The organism is Variovorax sp. GW821-FHT09D04 (genome assembly GCF_059416405.1).
Map to the genome: position 1 here is coordinate 1265631 of NZ_JBWKPA010000001.1, position 13176 is coordinate 1278806.

Consider the following 13176-nt stretch of genomic DNA (forward strand, 5'->3'; position numbering starts at 1 on the left):
GTTTTGCATTCAAAATGCATTTATGTATGCTGGTTTACACCTATCAACCCAGGTTGTATCGGCTATTTTTTGCATTCAAAATGCAGACAAGGGAACCTCACATGACCGCTGAAATCATCGAAATCTCCAGGCTGGCCTTGCATGACCAGGTGGTGGCGCGCCTGCGCACCATGCTGGTGGAGGGGCGCATCGCGCCCGGCGCCAAGCTCAATGAACGCGAGCTGTGCCTGCAGCTGAACGTGTCGCGCACGCCGCTGCGCGAGGCCATCAAGTTGCTGGCGGCCGAGGGGCTGGTCGACCTGCTGCCCAACCGCGGCGCGGTGGCGGTGAAGCTCACCGAGGCCGACGTGCTCAACACCTTCGAGGTGCTGGCGATGCTCGAGGGCATGTCGGGCGAGCTGGCGGCCAAGCGCATCACCGACGAGGAACTGGCCGAGGTGCGCGCGCTGCACTACGAAATGATGGCCTGCTTCGCGCGGCGCGACCTGTCGGGCTACTACCGCCTGAATGCGCGCATCCACACCGCCATCAATGACGCGGCGGCGAACCCGGTGCTGTCGAACACCTACCGCTCGATCAACGCCCGCGTGCAGTCGCTGCGCTTTCGCACCAACCAGGACGAGACCAAGTGGAAGCACGCGGTCGAGGAGCACGAGCAGATGGTGCAGGCGCTGGCCGCGCGCGACGCGCAGGCCATGCGCAAGGTGCTCACGGCGCACGTGCTGCGCAAGCGCGACACCGTGCTGGAGCTGCTGCGCGCCGGGCAGATCTATCCACAAGCCAAGAGCACAACCAACAAAGCGAGCTGACACCCCACCATGCGCATCGACCCCGCCAGCCACATGCAGCCAGCCGGAACCGTCCTCCCGCCCAACGACACCTGCGAACTGCTGGCGCGCCGGCTGCGCACCGACACGCAGGGCGAGGTGCTGTTCGACGACGGCTCGCGCGGGCGCTATGCCACCGACGCCTCGATCTACCAGATCACGCCGGTCGGCGCCTTCGTGCCCACGAACGAGCGCGACATCGCCACCGCCATCGACATCGCGCGCGACCTGAAGGTGCCGGTGCTGGCGCGCGGCGGCGGCACCAGCCAGTGCGGCCAGACCACAGGCGCGGCGCTGGTCATCGACAACAGCAAGCACTTTCGCAAGGTGCTCGAGGTGAACGTGGAAGAGGGCACCGCCACGGTCGAGCCCGGCCTGGTGCTCGATCACCTGAACGCGCAGCTCAAGCCGCACGGGCTCTGGTACCCGGTCGACGTGTCGACCAGCGCGCAGGCCACGCTGGGCGGCATGGCGGGCAACAACTCCTGCGGTTCGCGCTCCATCGCCTACGGCAACATGGTGCACAACGTGCTGGGCGCGAGCGCGTGGCTGTCGAGTGGCGAGCTGGTCGAGTTCGGGCCGCTGGGCACGCTCGGCGCACGCGCGGCGGGCATCGCGCAGTTCGTGCACGGGCTGGCGCAAGAGCACCGCGACGCCATGGCGAAGCACTGGCCCAAGGTGATGCGCCGCGTGGCGGGCTACAACCTCGACATCTTCGACAACCAGAGCGAGAAGCCGTACACGGCCGACGGCAGCGTGAACCTGGCGCACCTGCTGATCGGTGCCGAAGGCACGCTGGCCTACACGCGCAGCCTGAAGCTCAAGCTGGCGCCGCTGCCGCGCGCCAAGGTGCTGGGCATCGTGAACTTCCCGACCTTCCATGCGGCCATGGACGCAGCGCAGCACATCGTGAAGCTCGGGCCGACGGCGGTGGAGCTGGTCGATCGCACGATGATCGAGCTGAGCCTGGCCAACCCCGCCTTCAAGCCGACCGTGGAAACGGCGCTGATCGGCAAGCCCGCCGCCATCCTGCTGGTCGAGTTCTCGGGCGCCGACAAGGCTGCGCTGCTGCCGCAGCTGAAGCGGCTGGTCGAGCTGATGGGCGACCTCGGCCTGCCCGGCAGCGTGGTCGAGATGCCCGACGACGGCCGGCAGAAGAACCTGTGGGAGGTGCGCAAGGCCGGCCTCAACATCATGATGAGCCTCAAGGGCGACGGCAAACCCGTGAGCTTCATCGAGGATTGCGCGGTGCCGCTCGAACACCTGGCCGAATATACCGACGCGTTGACCGAGGTGTTCGCGAAGTACGGCAGCCGCGGCACCTGGTACGCGCATGCCTCGGTCGGCACGCTGCATGTGCGGCCCATTCTCGACATGCGCGCCGACGGCGCGGCCAAGATGCGCGCCATCGCCGAAGAGGCCAGCGCGCTGGTGCGCAAGTACAAGGGCGCCTTCAGCGGCGAGCACGGCGACGGGCTGTGCCGCGGCGAATGGATCGAATGGCAGTTCGGGCCGGCGATCAACGAGGCTTTTCGCGCGATCAAGCAGCAGCTCGACCCGATCGGCCTGTTCAACCCCGGCAAGATCATCGACCCGCCGCGCATGGACGACGGCGCGCTGTTCCGCTTCGCGCCGCCGACGGCGCCCAAGCCGTACCGTCGCATCGAACTGAAGCCCGTGCTCGACTGGTCGGGCTGGAACGTCAACGCCGACCCCGTGACTGAAGTGACCACCGCGCCCGGCACGGGCGGCGACAGCACCGGCGGCCTCGCCAAGGCCGTGGAGATGTGCAACAACAACGGCCACTGCCGCAAGTTCGACGCCGGCACCATGTGCCCCAGCTACCGCGTGACGCGCGACGAGCAGCACCTGACGCGTGGACGCGCCAACACGCTGCGCCTGGCGCTGTCGGGCCAGCTCGGCGCCGACGCCTTCACCAGCGAGGCCATGCACGAGACCATGGACCTGTGCGTGGGCTGCAAGGGCTGCAAGCGCGACTGCCCGACGGGTGTCGACATGGCGAAGATGAAGGTCGAGTTTCTCGACCACTACAAGAAGCGCCACGGCCACACGCTGAAGGACAAGCTGGTCGCCTACATGCCCGACTACGCGCACCGTGCCAGCCGCATGCCCTGGCTGCTGAACCTGCGCAACCGCGTGCCGGGGGCCGCGTGGCTGGGCGAGAAGATGCTGGGCTTTTCGGCCAAGCGCTCATTGCCCGAGTGGCGCACCGACACCTTCTGGCGGGCGAAGGACGCGGTGGCGGCCGGCCTGTTTTCCGATCAGGCCTCGGTGCTGGCTGCGGCAGCGCGCGGCGAGAAGGTCGCCGTGCTGTTCGTCGACACCTTCAACGGCACCTTCGAAAGCGAGAACGTCTTTGCGGCGGCGCGCGTGCTGCATGCCGCGGGCTATGCGCTGCACACGGTGGAGAAGGGCGGCGGGCACCACTGCTGCGGCCGGACTTTCCTGGCCAGCGGCATGGTGGACGAGGCCAAGGTGCGCGCCGGGGCGCTGATCGACGCGCTGCTGCCGCTGGCGCAGGCGGGTGTTCCCATCGTCGGGCTCGAGCCCTCGTGCCTGCTCACGCTGCGCGACGAAACGCTGGTGATGGGCTTCGGCGACAAGGCGCAGGCCGTCGCGAAGCAGGCGCTGCTGTTCGAAGAGTTCATCGCCCGCGAACGCAAGGCCGGCCGCTTCGAACTCGCACTGAAGCCGGCCACCGCACCGATCCTGCTGCACGGCCACTGCCACCAGAAGGCCTTCGGCGCGGTGAGCCCGATCATGGAGGTGCTGAAGCTGATTCCGGGCGCCGAGCCCGAGCTGATCGAGAGCTCATGCTGCGGCATGGCCGGCAGCTTCGGCTACGAAGCCAGCCACTTCGAGGTGTCGATGCAGATGGCCGAGGCGAGCCTGCTCCCGGCCATTCGCGCGAGGCCCGATGCGATCGTGGTGGCGGACGGCACGAGCTGCAGGCACCAGATCGGCGACGGCGCGCAGCGCGAGGCGGTGCATGTGGCGGTGCTGCTGGCGCGACACATGATGCTCTGAGGCGGCTGCGGCTTTCTCTTTCGGAACTCAGAAGGGCGGCGAGACCACCTGGCGCCAGCTGCGGCGCCAGGTGCGGGAGTCCGGACAGCCGTCACCGGCTTTCTGGGTGCCACCCACGCCGGTGAGAAAGCCGGTTTCGTTGGTGCAGCTGCTCCTGGGCTTGCCGTCCGGCTGGCCTTCGTTGGGCTGGCCGACCATGTTGCGCGAGTTCACGTTGCCGCGCGTGAAGCCGCCGGCGGGGATCGAGACGACCGAGTACGCGTCGAAGCTGCCGTTGCCATCCACGTCGAAGGAGTTCTTGTTCTTGCCGGTGAGGGCGTCGAGCACGTAGATGATGTTGGGCAGGCTGCCCGTGGCCGTGCAGGACTCGATGCCCTGTTTTTTGTCCTCCGGCAGGAAGGACGAGACGATCACGCTGCTGCCCAGGTTGGCGAGGTCGCCGACCACGCGCTCGCCGTTGGCCATCGCGCCGGGGTGGGTGATGGTGCCGAGGTTCAGTTGCCATCCCTTCTTGGTTTTCCAGTCGACGGCATTCGTGCTGAGCTGGTAGAAGTCTTTTCCCTCTTCAATGCCCGCGCCGGTCTTCGCCACAGGAACGATGGTTTGCGTCACGAGGTTCGAGGTGTTGAGCGCGACGGCGCCGGCCTTGTCGTCGCCTCCGATCGGGGTCTGGTCCCAGAGGCCGTAGAGGGCCTGCTTCGTGGCCGGCATGGCCAGGTCGTCCTCGTCGAGCAGGATGCCCGTGCCGATCACCACGATGGCGCCGCACTGCGAGGTGGCGCTGTAGGTGCAGGTGCTTCCGTCGCCCGGGTGGACCTGCCAGGTCGGCGCCGCGTAGATAGGCTGCTTTTTGCCCAATGGCGTGGTGAACAGCCGCCTGGGAACGGAGGCCGCGAGCTTCGCGCTTCGCAGGTCGAAGCGCCACAGGTTGCCGTTGGCGTCGCCGGCGTAGGCTGCCACGATGCGGCGGGTGCTGTCCCGCACCGCGACCACGCCGCCCAGGCCGCGGTTGCCACCGCTGACCTCGCCGCCATAGCCCGTGGGGAGTTGAATGAATTGCTTGAGCTTTCCGGTGAGCGCCTCCACCACGTACAGCCCGACCTTCTGCGTTTCGGGGTAGTGGCCGTTGCCGGTCAGCATGACCCAGGTGCCGTCGTCCAGCTGGCCCGCGGCGGGGTTGTTGGTCACATGGCCCAGGTGGGGATAGTCCTTGTGCTTGTTGTTCACTTCCCAGAGGAAGTGTTCCTTGCCCGGGGTCCGGTCGGCGGTGTTCAGCGGCGATTCCAGTCCGTACATGAAAGGGCCCGCGCGTCCGCCCGTGCCCAGCACCAGCTGGCGCCAGGTGTTCTTTTCGCCGGCCGGGGTCTGGCCGTTCCTGTCGTACACATCCTGCTCGACCAGCGGGCCGTCGAGCGTGTAGCGAAAGCGGAAGTTCGCGCCGGCGAGGTCGATCTGCGAGGCCATGGCGCCCTTGGGCATGAATGCGGCCAGCTCGCTGCCTGCGGCGTCGGTCCTGCCGGCGTTCAGCACATGGACTTTGCCGTTGTTGGTGGCCGCGAAGATGGTGGGAGGGCGCGTGGTCTTGAGTACCTTGTAATCGGGGTAGGTGTCCTTGCCGTCGACCGAGCCGAAGGTGCCGTAGCCCATGTCGAAGCGTCCCCCCACGAACACCGGCGGCGAGTTGACCGAGGCGCCGATGGGCTGCCTGCGCAGCCGGTAGACCGTGCCGTCGGCATCCTTCTGCGGGTCCTCGCCCAGCAGGTAACGGACAAAGCGTTCGTCGGTGGCCTGCTGCTTGTCGGCGTTCAGCAGGGCCTGGAGATCGTTCGGCAGGTCGCTCAGCCGGGTGCGGTCGGTGAGCGCCGTGCGCTGGGCGCTCCCGGGGGCGTTGGGGTCGTAGTTCGACAGGGCGAGGATCGTGCGCTTGTCCAGAGGCGGCATCCTGGCATTGGCGGACCAGGCCGGCTTCGGCTTTCCGGCATCGTCGAAGACAGCGTTGGCGCCGTCGGCATTCAGCGCGAAGGCCTTGATGTCGCCGCTGTTGTCGGCCGTCTGGTACTCGGTCGTGTACTTGTACTGGCCCTGCAGCGTCTGGAACTCGTTGCTGTTGCCCGATACGGCCACGCCGGCGTCGTTGCCGGAGCCGACCATGCTGCTCAAGGCGTTGTCGAGCGCGCGGCGTACGTCCTCGCCCGAGTACACGCTGTAGGCACGGCCGCCGCCGGTGAAGCCGGCGCGGATGAAGTCATCGACGCGCCGGGCGTCGCCCGCGTCCCCGCCGTCGGTGTTCAGGTCGCCGGTCGCCCACTGCGGTGGCGTCGCCGGATTGCCGGCGAGCCAGTCGCTGTTGTACTTCTCTATCTGCGCCCACGTCAGCCCTTTCTTGAGGGGTGAGTCGCCCGAGGGTGTGAGGCCCCAGCCGATGGTGTACGTGGTCATGTTCTGCCAGAAGGTGGGGTTGTGCTGACCCTCCACGGGTGGCACGTCGTTGGACAGCGTGCTGGAGAAATCCGTGTGCCAGAAATAGCGGGCCGTGAGATCGGCAAAACCGTTGCTGCTGGTGCCGCCATCGCTGTAGGGGATGTAGAGGTTTCTGGCACTCAGCTTCTGGGGCAGGTCCAGGCTGTCGCGCGCGGGAGCGCCCTTGGGGTCGTATTTGAACTTCGCTGCACTGCCGGAAGGCTTGCCGTCGTAGTTGGTGCTAGTGGTCGTGGCTGTGAAGAGCGTGTCGATGTCTTGCGCCGTGCCCGAGTTCCAGGCGCCATCGGACAGCACGATGGCGTAGGCGCGCCTGCAGCTCAGCTCGCCACTTGTCGCGTCGTTGGGATCGTTCTTCCAGGGGCTGGTCAGCGAGGAGGTCGCATAGGTCGCGGTCTCCTTGCCGGCGCAATAGTCGGCGGCGAGTCTCAGGGCGTTGTGGCTCGGCGTTCCTCCGTTGGGGACGATGTCGTAGATCCAGCTATAGAACCTGGACTTCCATTTCTGCCCCGAAGCGGTGGACTCGTCCTTGAAGTAGTTGACGCCGCTGACGATGTGCTCGGCGGGTTTGGCCGGGTTTCTCGGATCTACTTCCGCCACGCTTTGGTTGTATTGAACGTACCCGACCCTGAACTTGTTGTCGTAGCTCTGCATCGCCAGGCCCAGGGCGGTGCTGACGGCGAGCGCGCGGTTGCGGTACCACGTGTACCAGTTCGCGATGTTCTTGCGTTCCAGCGCCGCGGGGCATTCGTTGGCGCTCCCGCAGTCGGTCCGCCTGTGTCCGGGTGGCAAGGGGACATCGCCGACATCGAGCGCCCCGATGACGCTAACTGTTCGATTGGCCTCGGTGGAACAGTCGTTGTTCTTGCACAGAACGTAGGTGAACTTCTTGGTGCTTGTCGTCGTCCCCGCTTCGTGCAAAGGCCTTCTGTCGGTGGACGACTGGTTGTTGACGAAAGAAACCGGGTTGGGCTTTTCCTTTCCGGTTGCATCGACTCTGGCGCTATAGGTGATCGCTGGGTTGTAGTACTGGGTGTTGATGTTGCTGGACCGCATCGAATACCACCCGTACTTGCCCCTGCAATCCTTCTCTTCTCCCTTGCACTGGTCGTTGACCGCATACCCGTCCTGCATCTCGTCGTCCATCGACCCGGAGTTGTCCAGCACGAACATCAGGTTGGGCTTGGCACCCGGCACGGCGTTGTACAGCGGGGTCTGGCTCGGCGTCGTGGCAGCCAGCGCGTCGCCGATGGGAAGAAGCGCCGCGTTCCACGCGGCAGCGAGATTGACGAAGGTTCGCCGCATGCGTGCAGCCTTGGCGGGTGCCGGAACAAGAAACGGGCGCGTGGCGGTCATGCGGTTTTCCCTGCGGTTGAAAGTGGGGCGCTGAGGAGGCGTGCGAGATTCATCTCCAGCACTCCTTCGTCAGCAGTCCCGTGACCTCGTCATCCATGTCCTTCGCACCCAGGCCGCTCAAGGTCAGCGTGCCGCACCGGTCGCCGGTCATGCTGCCGGTGCGGGTGGCTTTGAGGATGTAGCTGGGTGGGGCGTCGCGCGCGAAGACGGCGATGGTGTAGTTGGCGGCGCCGGACTTCGGCGACTGCTGCAAGGCCTTGGGCAACAGGCTCTCTGCGCCTTTCTTCTGCTCGGTCTCCTCGCCGGCATCACCCGCGGTAGCGGTGTAGCGATCGTTCGCCGAGTAGTAGCGCTGCATGAACTGCGCGGCCTCCATCAGGATGCCCTGGGCTTCGGCGCGCTTGGAGCGGCGCACGTGCTCCTGGTAGTTCGGCAGCGCGATGGCGGCCAGGATGGCGACGATCGCGACGACGACCATGACTTCGATCAGCGTGAAGCCGCGGCGGGAGCGCGAAAAAGCAGAAGGCAGGTGTGGCATGGCGAGGAAGGTCATGAAGTCATTTGTCGCGCGTCAGCACGGACTGCAGCCACGCTTCGGCGCCCTGGGTGGCGACGCCGGTCGACGTCTCGAACCTGGCGTTGTTGGCAAAGCCCCGGGCGGTGATCAGGTAGCCGGTCAGTTTGGGCGTCGAGGTGGTGGCGATCTTCTGGATGAGGCAGCGCGGTTCGATTTCCAGGGGCGTCGCGTCGACCGTGGTGCCGGTGGGCTTCTTGTTGACGTAGGCCTTCGGAACGACGATCGCGCTGTTGCCCACCCAGCTGGCCTTCTTGCGCCATGCCGCGGTTTCATCGAACTCCGAGCCGATGGGGGTCGTGATGATCCGGGCGCGCATGCCGACGGAGGCGTACTCGGTGTAGTCCTTGTCGTCGCCGTCGAAGATGGCCACCTGTTCGCAAAAACGCAGCGCGGTCTCTGCGGCCTCGCGCGCGACCTCGGTCGAACGGATGCCGTTCACGCTGCGCTCGCTCTGCGTGGCATTGCGGATTGCGAAGGTGCCGACCAGCGACAGGATCACGACCAGGACCAGCGTGACGATCAGGACCACGCCGCGTTCGTACGCACGGCCGGCGACGCGGCGCGGAAGAGGGGATGGCTTCGTGTTCATGGGGTGATCAGGCGGTTGCGCAGCAGCACCGTGGTGGTGAAGGTCCTGCGCAGGTAGCCGTCGGCGCCGGTGCGGTCGGTGTTGTCGCATCGCTTGTAGGCAAGGCCACCGTCGGGCACGTCGCGCACCGGCCGGTCGCTGCGCATCTGCAGGCACACGCGCACGCTCAGCACGCGGCTCCAGCGGTCTTCGGTGAGATCGGCCAGGACGCCGCTGCCGGGCAGGGCATCGACACCCGCGGCATCGAGGTACTTGACGATCTGGTGTCGCAGCGGGTCGTAGGTGGCCGCCAGCTCGATGCTGGGACGGCTGGCCACGCCATAGAGAATGCGCATGCTCTCGACGTTGGCCAGCAGCGGCTGCGAGGGGCCGATGGCGTTGACGGCGTCGCGCTTTTCCATCCCGCGGCAGGACAGCATCGGCGCCGTGCTCGCGTCTGTCACCAGATAGCGGTTGTCGGCCAGGGCGTAGTTGCCGGGTGGGGGCGCGCCGGGTGCCGGCGTGGGCGGCGGGTTCACCTGCGACGGCGTGAGAGCGTTGATGCCGTTGCCCAGGCAGTTCGTTGCCAGCTTGGCGTCGGTGCCCGTGGGCATGGTGTTGTCGGTGGTGGCTTCGTAGCGGATGGCGATGGCGTCGCTGCCTTTGCCCGTGCACGACAGCTTGTCGAAGGCGGCTGCGGCGTCGGTGAATCCACCGGTGCATCCGCGCACGGCGGGGCCGGCGTAGTTGCCCATCACCGTGGCGCCGTTGCTCGGGATGAGCTGCTGCGAATAGCCGGCCTGCTTGAGCTGCTGCTGGATCAGGTTGAGCGCGAGGATGCCGTCCTCGTTCAACTGCGTCTCGGCCTGCGACAACTGGCTGCTGCGGCTGGAGGTCGAGAACGTGGACAGGGCGGCGGCCAGGATCACCAGCCCGATCGTCAGCGAGATCATCAGTTCGATCAGCGTGAAGCCGCGGACCGGGTTGCGCCTGCGCAGGGGAACAGTGAAGACGGCGCTCACAGCGTGATCCGGAAGTACATGCAGTTCACCTCTGTCGGGGCCGCGATGTTGGCGCCGGCGATGGGGCAGGCCTGGTGCAGCGCGAAGCCCGTGTCCTCCGCGATGCCGCGCCAGATCAGCCAGATATTCAGCACGCGCGTGGCCGGCAGGCCGTTCACGCCAGAGGCCGCGTCGACCAGTTCCGTCGTGACGTAGGCCGTGCCGCCGGGCAGCCGGTTCCCGACATTCGTGAGCCACTGCGCGAGGTCGTAGGCGGCAATGGCCGCGCCGCAGGTGTTGACTGGCATGTCGGGAACGGAGGTGTCGACCTCGCAGGCGGCGGGCGCCGGCGTGGGGTCCGTGGAGGCTGCCTCGCGCGTGCTGGCGTTGTAGGCCTTGGCGTGGGCGTAGCCGGCAAAGCCCGCGAGGTTGGCGCGGGCACGTTCCGCGTAGTCGTTCACCAGGCTCAGGCCGGTGGCACGCATGCGCGAGAACTGGTTGTACTTGAGGGCTGCCGAGGTGAGCCCCGCCATGCCGAACAGGCCGATGGCCAGGATGACGATGGCGACCAGCACCTCGATGAGGGTGGCACCGCGCTGTTGTGTGGAGCGCTTCATTCGTCGTTGCCCGAACAGTCTTCGCCATCTGCGGCGTAGCGGATGCGCCCGGGCTTGCTGATGCACAGCGTCTTGCGTGCCCACGGGGTGGTGCTGGCCGTTTCGAAGCCTGGGGTCTCAACGGTGATGCTGTTGCTCCCCGAGCTCACCAGACCATTGGGCAGGAAGACAAAGCGGCCGGCTTTGCCCAGAGCAATCTTCGCGATGCCAGGCAGTGCGTCCTGTCGCAACAGCACTTCGTCTGTCGACTCGGAATAGGCGAAGTCGCCGTCGCGGTCGTTCTTGGCGAAGACGATCCAGCCGGCCGCGAAATCGTTGCCACCCGAACCGGTTTCGCAGTCGATTGCGGTGCCTGCGCGCAATTGGCAGACGACGACGGGTCTTGCGCGGGCAATGGCTTCGGTGCGTGCGGTGCGCAACGAACCGGTCACGGCATTGACGGCGTTGGACAGCCGCCACTGCACGACGAAGCGCGTCATCGAAGGCGCCGCGATGCCGATCAGGATTGCGAGGATCGCCAGCGTGACCATCAGCTCGATGGCGGTCAGTCCGCGCTGGTCGCGCAGCCGCGCCGGCCGCGAAGAATCGCGTCGCCTCATGTGCATGTGTCTCCCTGTTGTTTTGGAATTTCAGCCGACAACTTCTGGGCGCGAGACTAGGGGGCGATGCACATGTCCGACAACGGCTTGCCGACGTTCGGTGCGTTCGAAAGGATGAGCGGAAATGCCTCGAAGCGCCGAATGAAAGTCTGGTATTTCGAGGTCTTCGGCTGGTACTTTTTCTCTTCTGCGGAAGTGGGCTTCGCGCCCATGTCCGCGCGTCGTTCTTCAACCTTGAATCACAATGCTTCGATGACTGCCGCATCTCCTTCCGATTCCGGCTTTGCCTTGTTCCCGACCGCCATCGGCGTCTGCGCGCTGGCCTGGGGGCCGCAAGGGCTGGTCGGTGTGCAACTGCCTGAAGAGCGGGGCGAAGCCGCGACGCGTGCGCGCATGCATCGGCGCTTTCCTGATCTGGAGGAAGCTCCGCCGTCGCCACGCGCGCAGCACGCCATCGCGGGTGTGCAGGCGCTGCTCGAAGGCGCGACCGACGATCTGTGCGACATCGAGCTCGACATGCGCGGCGTGTCCGAGTTCCATCAGCGCGTCTATGCGATCGCGCGGCGCATTCCGCCGGGTCAGACGCGCACCTACGGCGAGGTGGCCGAAGAGCTCGGCGACAAGGGCCTGTCGCGCGCGGTCGGTCAGGCCATGGGTCACAACCCCTTCGCGCCGGTCGTGCCGTGCCACCGCGTGCTGGCCGCGGGCAACAAGCCCGGCGGCTTCTCGGCGGGCGGCGGCGCGCTGACCAAGCTGCGCATGCTCGACATCGAAGGCGCCACGCCGAACGGGACGCGCTCGCTGTTCTGAGCTTGAACGGTCAGGCCGCCGGCACGGGCAGTTGTTGCAGTCCTGCGATGCGCGAACCGAAGATGATCGCGGCCTGCAGCACGAAGCCCGCGAGCGCCAGCAGCAGACAGGCCGGCTCGCCCCACAAGGCACCGGCCAGGCCGCCGAGCGCCGCGCCCACGGGGCGCGCACCCGCATTCACCGTGAGGAACACCGCCGACACCCGGCCCAGCATCGCCGAGGCCGTCACGCTCTGGCGCAGCGTGGTCGAGGTGATGACCCAGACCATCGGCCCCGCGCCGAACAAGAAGAATGAAAGCGCGGCCAGCGAAGCGGTCGGCACGACGAGCGTGGCCGCCATCGTCGCGGCCGCGGCGACCGCCACCGCCGGCCCGACCTGGATCGCGCGGCCGAACGGCAGCCGCGCCGTCACGCGCGAGGTCAGCAGCGCACCGACCACCATGCCCGCACCGTACATCGCGAGCGTGAAGCCCACGGCCTGCGCGCCGAGGCCCAGCACGCGCACGGCATAGGGCACATAGCCCGCCTGCAGCACGAACCACGAGATGTTGAAGACCGCGCCGGTCATCAGCATCGGCCGCAGGAACGCGTGCTGCCAGACGAAGCGCGCGCCATCGTGCACGTCGCGCAGCGGATGGCGCGACGTAGCCGCGGGGCGGGGCGCTTCGTTCAGGCGCAACAACAGGCCCACGGCCGCCACCGACAGCACCGCCGCCAGCACGAAGGCCGACGATGCACCAGCCCAAGCGACCAGCGCGCCTGCGAGCGCGGGCCCGGCCGTAAAGGCGGCACTGCGCGCCAACTCCAGCCGCCCGTTGGCGCGCGCCAGCGCGTCACGCGGCACGAGGGCTGGCACCAGTGCGGGCGCCGCGACGCTGAAGCCCACGGTGCCGACCGCGCCAAGGAACCCGAGCACGGCCAGCCCGCCGATGCCCAGCGTCGACGACAGCACCATGCCGAGCAAGGCCAGCAGCGACACGGCGCGCAGCCCCTCGGCCCACACCATCAACCGGCGGCGCGACATGCGGTCCGCGAGCAGGCCCATCGGCAGCGAGACCAGCAGGAAGGGCAGCGTCTGCACCGCCGCGAGAAAGCCGATCTCGCCCGGCCCGGCGCCGAGCGCGAGCACGGCCACCAGCGGCACGGCCGCGAGGCTCAGTTGTTCGGCGGACTGCGCCGCAAGATTGGCCCAGGCAAGGTGGGAGAAGGAACGGGGAAGGGGCGAGGGCATGGGGCGGCACACGAAGAGAAAGACCGCATCCTCGGGGCCGCGCCCGTCTGCCGCTGGCCGTTTA

General features: G+C 67.2%; 10 protein-coding genes. 3 read left to right on the plus strand and 7 right to left on the minus strand.

Features of this window, described 5'->3' with window-relative positions; translation table 11 throughout:
- Positions 1–101 precede the first annotated feature (101 nt).
- Together AC07O4_RS05870 and AC07O4_RS05875 are read left to right on the plus strand one after the other, a co-directional pair.
- Positions 102–809 carry a GntR family transcriptional regulator gene (locus tag AC07O4_RS05870; protein WP_489056783.1) on the plus strand — a complete coding sequence of 236 codons (708 nt, stop codon included), beginning with the start codon at positions 102–104 and terminating at the stop codon, positions 807–809.
- A gap of 9 nt (positions 810–818) precedes the next feature.
- Complete coding sequence (locus AC07O4_RS05875) at positions 819–3875, plus strand: FAD-binding and (Fe-S)-binding domain-containing protein (protein WP_495303983.1); 3057 nt, start codon at positions 819–821, stop codon at positions 3873–3875.
- A 27-nt stretch (positions 3876–3902) separates the two neighbouring features.
- Here the strand turns inward: AC07O4_RS05875 and AC07O4_RS05880 are convergent, their stop codons facing one another.
- The 6 genes from AC07O4_RS05880 to AC07O4_RS05905 are packed head-to-tail and all read right to left on the minus strand — an operon-like array spanning position 3903 to position 11071.
- The gene (locus AC07O4_RS05880; protein WP_495303984.1) at positions 3903–7709 is read right to left on the minus strand and encodes a pilus assembly protein; all 3807 of its coding nucleotides are present in this window, start codon (positions 7707–7709) and stop codon (positions 3903–3905) included.
- Between the two features lie 49 nt (positions 7710–7758).
- Positions 7759–8262, minus strand: coding sequence for a type IV pilin protein (locus AC07O4_RS05885; protein WP_495303985.1), 504 nt, complete (start codon positions 8260–8262; stop codon positions 7759–7761).
- Between the two features lie 4 nt (positions 8263–8266).
- Positions 8267–8875 carry a PilX N-terminal domain-containing pilus assembly protein gene (locus AC07O4_RS05890; RefSeq protein WP_495303986.1) on the minus strand — a complete coding sequence of 203 codons (609 nt, stop codon included), beginning with the start codon at positions 8873–8875 and terminating at the stop codon, positions 8267–8269.
- A complete protein-coding gene (locus tag AC07O4_RS05895) occupies positions 8872–9876 on the minus strand; it encodes a PilW family protein (RefSeq protein ID WP_495303987.1) in 1005 nt (334 codons plus the stop codon). Before AC07O4_RS05895 ends, AC07O4_RS05890 begins: the two co-directional genes overlap by 4 nt.
- On the minus strand, positions 9873–10472 hold the full coding sequence (gene pilV, locus AC07O4_RS05900; protein ID WP_495303988.1) for a type IV pilus modification protein PilV: 600 nt from the start codon (positions 10470–10472) through the stop codon (positions 9873–9875). The genes AC07O4_RS05895 and pilV overlap by 4 nt, the downstream gene beginning before the upstream one ends.
- Positions 10469–11071, minus strand: coding sequence for a GspH/FimT family pseudopilin (locus AC07O4_RS05905; RefSeq protein ID WP_495303989.1), 603 nt, complete (start codon positions 11069–11071; stop codon positions 10469–10471). Before AC07O4_RS05905 ends, pilV begins: the two co-directional genes overlap by 4 nt.
- 252 nt (positions 11072–11323) lie before the next feature.
- Between AC07O4_RS05905 and AC07O4_RS05910 the strand changes: the two genes are divergently transcribed.
- Positions 11324–11881 carry a methylated-DNA--[protein]-cysteine S-methyltransferase gene (locus tag AC07O4_RS05910; RefSeq protein WP_307693613.1) on the plus strand — a complete coding sequence of 186 codons (558 nt, stop codon included), beginning with the start codon at positions 11324–11326 and terminating at the stop codon, positions 11879–11881.
- A gap of 10 nt (positions 11882–11891) precedes the next feature.
- Here the strand turns inward: AC07O4_RS05910 and AC07O4_RS05915 are convergent, their stop codons facing one another.
- Entirely contained in the window at positions 11892–13112 is a 1221-nt protein-coding gene (locus AC07O4_RS05915) for an MFS transporter (protein WP_495303990.1), read from the minus strand.
- Positions 13113–13176: the final 64 nt, after the last annotated feature.

Bases quoted from the DNA above. Each gene is read 5' to 3' on its own strand.
- AC07O4_RS05870 (WP_489056783.1), top strand. From the start codon at position 102: ATGACCGCTGAAATCATCGAAATCTCCAGGCTGGCCTTGCATGACCAG.
- AC07O4_RS05875 (WP_495303983.1), top strand. From the start codon at position 819: ATGCGCATCGACCCCGCCAGCCACATGCAGCCAGCCGGAACCGTCCTC.
- AC07O4_RS05880 (WP_495303984.1), bottom strand. From the start codon at position 7,709: ATGACCGCCACGCGCCCGTTTCTTGTTCCGGCACCCGCCAAGGCTGCA.
- AC07O4_RS05885 (WP_495303985.1), bottom strand. From the start codon at position 8,262: ATGACCTTCCTCGCCATGCCACACCTGCCTTCTGCTTTTTCGCGCTCC.
- AC07O4_RS05890 (WP_495303986.1), bottom strand. From the start codon at position 8,875: ATGAACACGAAGCCATCCCCTCTTCCGCGCCGCGTCGCCGGCCGTGCG.
- pilV (WP_495303988.1), bottom strand. From the start codon at position 10,472: ATGAAGCGCTCCACACAACAGCGCGGTGCCACCCTCATCGAGGTGCTG.
- AC07O4_RS05905 (WP_495303989.1), bottom strand. From the start codon at position 11,071: ATGAGGCGACGCGATTCTTCGCGGCCGGCGCGGCTGCGCGACCAGCGC.
- AC07O4_RS05910 (WP_307693613.1), top strand. From the start codon at position 11,324: ATGACTGCCGCATCTCCTTCCGATTCCGGCTTTGCCTTGTTCCCGACC.
- AC07O4_RS05915 (WP_495303990.1), bottom strand. From the start codon at position 13,112: ATGCCCTCGCCCCTTCCCCGTTCCTTCTCCCACCTTGCCTGGGCCAAT.